Below are 5,623 nucleotides of genomic sequence, written 5' to 3'. Positions count from 1 at the left end.
GAGGTCACGGGCCCGAAAATATATCTCATTTTTGCTCCATGGTTTGATTTGCGGGAGTTTGCTTGCGCGCAGAATTTTGCTTTAAATTGCGCTTTAAATTTTGCTTCCGCGCACCAAAATTCGGCGCCGCTTTATACAAATTTCACTTCCGCGCGCCGTCCCACTACGGCGAAATTTTAAACTTAGAGCTTTGAATTTATCCTTAAATCTAGGACGTGAGAGCTATAAATTTAAGGCGCGAGCTAAATTTAAACTCGCAAGCTTGCGGTATTTTTACGCCGCCGCATACATAGCGCGTAAAATTTTAAGCCTCGCTCGATGTAAAAGCAACATAAAATTTCAAATTTCGGCTAAATTTTAAAATTTAGCGATACCACCACGATAAAACGGCGTAGAATTTTAAAATTTTCAAGCTTTGCGTTCCGCGAGCTGTTTTAGCGGCGTGAAAGCGGTGCAAAATTTAAAATTTATGGGCAGCGGAAAAAATCGCGCGGAAGCAAATCAAGTAACCTGGGCTAGCAAAATTTTAAACTACGGCTCTATGAAATTTCACAGTGGCGCGCCGCAAGCAGGCTATCGCAAAATCAGGTTTTAGCGCGCGCTTAGCTCGTGCACCAGATCCACCAGATATTTGGCGTTTTGCACGCTTACGTCGGGCAAAATTCCATGCCCTAGATTAAAGATATGCGCAGCACCCTTCATCGACGCTAAAATCTCGCGCACGCCCGATTCTATCGCACCGCGGTCGTATAGCCGCATCGGCTCCAGGTTGCCCTGAAGCGCAAATTTGCCCCCGAGCTGCTCGCGCGCAAGCCCCATAGGAGTGCTCCAATCCACGCCCCATACGTCAAAGCTCGCCTCGCCTCGCTGCTCCGCGATACGGCTCAGCCGCGACATCTGCGCGCCCGTGCCCTTGGCAAAGACGATGAGCGGGATATGCGGGAATTTCGCCTTTAAAAATTCCGTGATTTCCAAGATGTATCGCCAGCCGAACTCCTCGTATGCGCTCGGCTCCAGCGCGCCCGCCCAGCTGTCGAAGATCTGCACCGCATCGACGCCCGAGCCGATCTGGCGCGCCAGATAAAGCTTCGTCGCCTCCGTAACGAGGCGCAAAATTTCATGCAGAAGCTGCGGATTTTCGTAAAGCATCCTTTTGCAAACGGCGTAATTTTTGCTGCCGCCGCCCTCGATCATATAGGTAGCGATCGTCCACGGCGCGCCGCAAAAGCCGATGAGCGCTTTATCCGCGGCAAGGCGAGAGCGAGTAAGCGAGATCGTATCATAAACGTATCCGAGCTCCGCCGCGGCCTTTTGCGGATCAAGGCGCGCCAAATCGCCCTGGGAGCGGATCGGATTGCTAAAGCGCGGTCCTTCGCCCGCTTCGAAGCGCAGATCCATCCCCATCTGCATCGGAACGACCAAAATATCGCTAAAAAGTATCGCCGCATCGACGCCCAAAATCTCCACGGGCTGGATCGTCACCTCGCTCGCGGCGCGGTAGTCGCGGCACAGGCTCAAAAAATCGCCCGCCCTCTCGCGCACCGCCATGTATTGCGGCAGGTAGCGCCCCGCCTGGCGCATCATCCAAATGGGCGTGTATGGGGTCTCTTTGCCGAAGCATGCGTCGATAAAAACCATTTTTATCCTTTAAATTTACTCAAAATATACAAAGCTAAACAAACCGCAAAGATAGCCCCTGCGAGCAAAAGCATATCCAAAGGGGTAGTAAAATCGGTATGCAAAATTCGCTTGAAAAAATCCACTACCAGCACCATTATGATGACGCTGCCGAGTTTATATTTTAGCTCATCCAGCGAGGCGATCTTTAAAACTTGTAAATTTAGATCCACAAACTCGTCGATAAACAGCTCATAAATTCCAAATACGAAGATTAGCAGCACGATGGCGACCAGATACAGATCGATCGCCGTTATTATTTCGCTTAAAATGTCAATGTAAAGCGCTCGCTCGCTCTGCGGGGCTAGGAAAAATTCCACGATTTTATAAAGCGCCGAACAGATTTCGTAGCTTGCCATCACAAATATCGCCGCACTAGCCGCAACACAAAAAATAACAGGCAGAAGCGTTAGAGATTTGCTACAAAGCAAAAATTTTTCAAATATAGCTTTCATTTCTTCCTTAAATTTTAATTCGGGATTAGCTGCTCCGCAAGCGGACGTATAAATTTAAAAGCTGCTCTATGCCGAAGCGCCCTTTTAAATTTACGCTCGTTTACAATCGCGTAAATTTATCTCTTTTAAGCGCACCCGTTTGAGTCTATTTAAATTTTGCGCCAGGTTAAAGGCGCAAAATTCTAACTTGCGGTCTTAAATTTTAACTAGGCTAATTTGCAAATTTTATTCGCTGGTCTTCCGCGCCGAAACCGCGCGCGCAACCGTATCTGCGCACAAAGGCTCGACAACTCTGCTAAATTTATCCTACTTGTCTTGTTGCATATCGATCCAGCGAAGCGCGATGCGTACGGCATTTGTCGCCGCTCCTACGCGGATCTGATCGGCGCTGCACCAAAGATGCAGAATTTTATCGTCGAAATTGTCCCTGCGGAGCCTGCCGACGTAGGTTTCGTTCGTGTCGCTCGAAAGCAGCGGCATCGGGTATTGCTTTTTGCTAGGATCGTCTACAAGCACGATGCTAGGCGCATTTCTTAAAATTTCGCGCACGCGGCTAATCTCGAAATCCTTTTTAAATTTAATCGTGATCGCCTCGCTGTGGCTGCGCAGCACTGGCACGCGCACGCAGGTAGCCGAAACGGCGAAGTTTTTATGCAAAATTTTCTGCGTTTCGTTCACCATCTTCATCTCTTCTTTGGTGTAGTCGTTGTCCAAAAACACGTCGATGTGCGGGATGACGTTAAATGCTAGCTGGTGCGCGAAAACTTTAGGTTTGCACTCATCAAGCTTAAATTCAAAGAATTTTTGCAGCTGAAACACAAGCTCCTCCATACCCTCTTTGCCTGCGCCGCTGGCGGCTTGGTAGGTGCTTACGTCCACGCGCTCTATTTCAAACGCATCATCAAGCGGCTTTAAAATTTGAACCATCTGGATGGTCGAGCAGTTCGGATTAGCGATGATGCCCGTTTCTTTCCACAGCTCGATATCCTGCGGGTTGCACTCGGGCACGACGAGAGGGACGTCCTCTTGCATGCGAAAGTGGCTCGTGTTGTCGATCACCACCGCGCCGCTTGCCGCAGCAAATGGCACGTAATGCGCCGAAATGGAGCCGCCCGCGCTAAAAAACGCGATGTCGATCTCGTTTTCGTCGAAGGTGCTGTCGGTAAGCTCCTTCACGACGTATTCTTTACCGCGGAATTCCACCTTCTCGCCCGCGCTCTTTGCGCTCGCAAGCGGCAGTATGTCCTTCACGGGAAAGTTCATCTCGTCTAAGACGCGCAAAATCTCCTCGCCTACGGCGCCGGTAGCGCCTACGATGGCGATATTGTAACTACTCATCCTCTCCTCCTTTTAAAATTTCATCGCTAGGGCCGTCGCTCTGCGAATCTTTGCTATCTAAATTTGAATTTAATAAATTTTCATCCTGCGCAAGCTCGTCCGCTTCGCCCTCGTCGCCCTCCTCGGCTTTCGGGCAGGTCGCGATGCTCACGACGTCGTCGCCCTCGACATTTACGACGATAACGCCGCTGGTGTTACGACCCGCTTTGCGGATGCTTTGCATATCGACGCGGATCATCTTGCCGCTGGTGGTTAGCGCCATGAGATCCATCTCCTCATCGACCATCACGACGCCGATGAGCTCGCCCGTGCGGTTGGTGAGCTTCATGCAGATGACGCCCTTGCCGCCGCGGTTTGTTAGACGATACTCGCTTGCGGTCGTGCGCTTGCCGATACCCTTTTGGCTCACGCTTAAAATTTCTTGCATATCGCTTAAAATAAATGCGGCGCCGATGACCTCGTCGCCTTTTTCTTTAAATTTAATACCCTTTACGCCGCGAGCTATGCGCCCCATCTGGCGAATTTTATTTAGATTAAATTTAAGGCACATTCCCTTTTTCGTAGCGATAAAGAGCATATTTTCGTTAGCGCTTTGCGGCTCGCCATCTTGCGCGCCCTCGTCTTGCGAAATTTCATCTGAAATTTCATTCTCGCTTCCCTCCAAAATATCCTGCTCGGTCTGCTCTAAAACTTCCTCGGCCTCGCCGCCGTCCAGATCGTCGCCGCTTAAAGTGCCTCCTTTGTAGTTTTGCATCTCCTCGGCGCTGTTTGGAGCGATGAGAGCGGTTACTAGAGTATCGTCCTCATCTAGGCTGATAGCGCGAATGCCGAGCGAGCGGATGTTTTTAAACTCGCTTAAATTCGTGCGTTTTACGATGCCGTTGCGAGTGAAAAATACGAGCGACTTGCTCGGATCAAAATCGGTCGTAGGGATGATCGCCATGATCTTTTCGTCCGCGCCGAGCTGGATTAAATTTACTACCGCCTTGCCCTTTGCGGTGCGCGAGCCCTCCGGGATTTTATAGACTTTAAGCCAGTAAAGCTGCCCGCGGTCGGTGATAAACATAAGCGTATCGTGGGTATTGGACGTAAAAAAGCTCTCGATGAAGTCATCATCGTACGTCGTAACCGCCACGCGCCCCTTGCCGCCGCGCTTTTGCTTCTCGTAAGTCTTGCTAGGCACGCGCTTGATGTAGCCGCGGTGAGTGATCGTAACGACCATATTTTCATTCGCGATTAGATCTTCGATGTCGATATCCTCGTAGTCATCGACGATTTCGGTAATGCGCGGGCATCTGAATTTATCCTTGATCTCCAAAAGCTCATCTTTGATGATGCCTTCGATTAGCTCCTCGCTCTTTAGGATCGCATCAAGCCGCTTTATCTCGGCTAAAATTTCTTTTAGCTCCTCCTCGATCTTTTCGCGCTCAAGTCCCGTTAAGCGACTTAGCCTCATATCCAAAATCGCGCCCGATTGCGCCTCGCTAAGGCCGAATCTGCTCATTAAATTTTCGCGCGCGACGTTGGTGTCGGCGGAGTTTCTAATCACATCGATCACTTCATCGATATTATCTAGCGCGATCTTTAAACCCTCCAAGATGTGCGCTCTGGCGCGCGCTTTTTGGAGCTCAAAAATTGTGCGGCGGATGATGACGGTTTTTCTGTGGTTCAAAAACAGCTTCAAAAGCTCTATCAGCGTGAAAATCTTCGGCTCTTTGCCGTCGATTGCGAGCATTATCACGCCGAAGGTCGCCTCCATCGTGGTTTGCTTAAATAGATTATTCAGCACGATCTCGCTCATCGCGTCGCGCTTAAGCTCGATTACTACGCGAATTCCGTCGCGATCGCTCTCGTCGCGTACCTCGGAGATCCCTTCGATCTGCTTTTCCTTTACGAGATCTGCGATCTGCTCGATCAGGCGCGCTTTATTGGTCTGATACGGCAGCTCGTCGATTACGATGACGTCTTTACTAGCTTTTTTTTCAATATGGGTTTTAGCGCGAATTTTAACCCGCCCTCTGCCCGTTTTATACGCTTCAATGATCCCTTTTTTGCCGTAGATTATACCGCCGGTCGGAAAATCGGGACCCTTGATCTCGCCCATGATCTCTTCTAGGCTTGCATTTTTATTCTCAAGCAGTATCAAAAGACCA

Annotated in this window: 6 protein-coding genes; 2 read left to right on the top strand and 4 right to left on the bottom strand. The window is 49.9% G+C overall.

Going from position 1 to position 5,623, the window contains the following annotated elements; translation table 11 throughout:
• Positions 1–180 (top strand): hypothetical protein (locus tag Q0135_RS00900; RefSeq protein ID WP_297987510.1); only part of this gene is annotated, 180 nt, incomplete at its 5' end.
• A 271-nt stretch (positions 181–451) separates the two neighbouring features.
• Positions 452–595, top strand: a complete 144-nt coding sequence (locus Q0135_RS00895; RefSeq protein ID WP_297961900.1) for a hypothetical protein — start codon at positions 452–454, stop codon at positions 593–595.
• Here the strand turns inward: Q0135_RS00895 and hemE are convergent.
• The 4 genes from hemE to Q0135_RS00875 all read right to left on the bottom strand — a co-directional run.
• A complete protein-coding gene (gene hemE / locus Q0135_RS00890; protein WP_297987508.1) occupies positions 592–1,638 on the bottom strand; it encodes a uroporphyrinogen decarboxylase in 1,047 nt (348 codons plus the stop codon). The two genes, Q0135_RS00895 and hemE, sit on opposite strands and share 4 nt — an antisense overlap.
• Before the next feature lie 2 nt (positions 1,639–1,640).
• Positions 1,641–2,132 carry a YqhA family protein gene (locus tag Q0135_RS00885; protein WP_297987506.1) on the bottom strand — a complete coding sequence of 164 codons (492 nt, stop codon included), beginning with the start codon at positions 2,130–2,132 and terminating at the stop codon, positions 1,641–1,643.
• Between the two features lie 306 nt (positions 2,133–2,438).
• Positions 2,439–3,470 carry an aspartate-semialdehyde dehydrogenase gene (locus tag Q0135_RS00880; RefSeq protein WP_297987504.1) on the bottom strand — a complete coding sequence of 344 codons (1,032 nt, stop codon included), beginning with the start codon at positions 3,468–3,470 and terminating at the stop codon, positions 2,439–2,441.
• On the bottom strand, positions 3,463–5,623 hold a 2,161-nt coding region (locus Q0135_RS00875), incomplete at its 5' end, for a DNA gyrase subunit A (RefSeq protein ID WP_297987503.1). The genes Q0135_RS00875 and Q0135_RS00880, both read right to left, overlap by 8 nt.

Source organism: uncultured Campylobacter sp. (assembly GCF_937981295.1).
In the GTDB taxonomy this organism is placed as follows: Bacteria; Campylobacterota; Campylobacteria; order Campylobacterales; family Campylobacteraceae; genus Campylobacter_B.
Note: the sequence above shows the minus strand (reverse complement) of the source record. Positions and strands in the feature narration are given on the sequence as shown.

Bases quoted from the DNA above. Each gene is read 5' to 3' on its own strand.
- hemE (WP_297987508.1), bottom strand. From the start codon at position 1,638: ATGGTTTTTATCGACGCATGCTTCGGCAAAGAGACCCCATACACGCCC.
- Q0135_RS00885 (WP_297987506.1), bottom strand. From the start codon at position 2,132: ATGAAAGCTATATTTGAAAAATTTTTGCTTTGTAGCAAATCTCTAACG.
- Q0135_RS00880 (WP_297987504.1), bottom strand. From the start codon at position 3,470: ATGAGTAGTTACAATATCGCCATCGTAGGCGCTACCGGCGCCGTAGGC.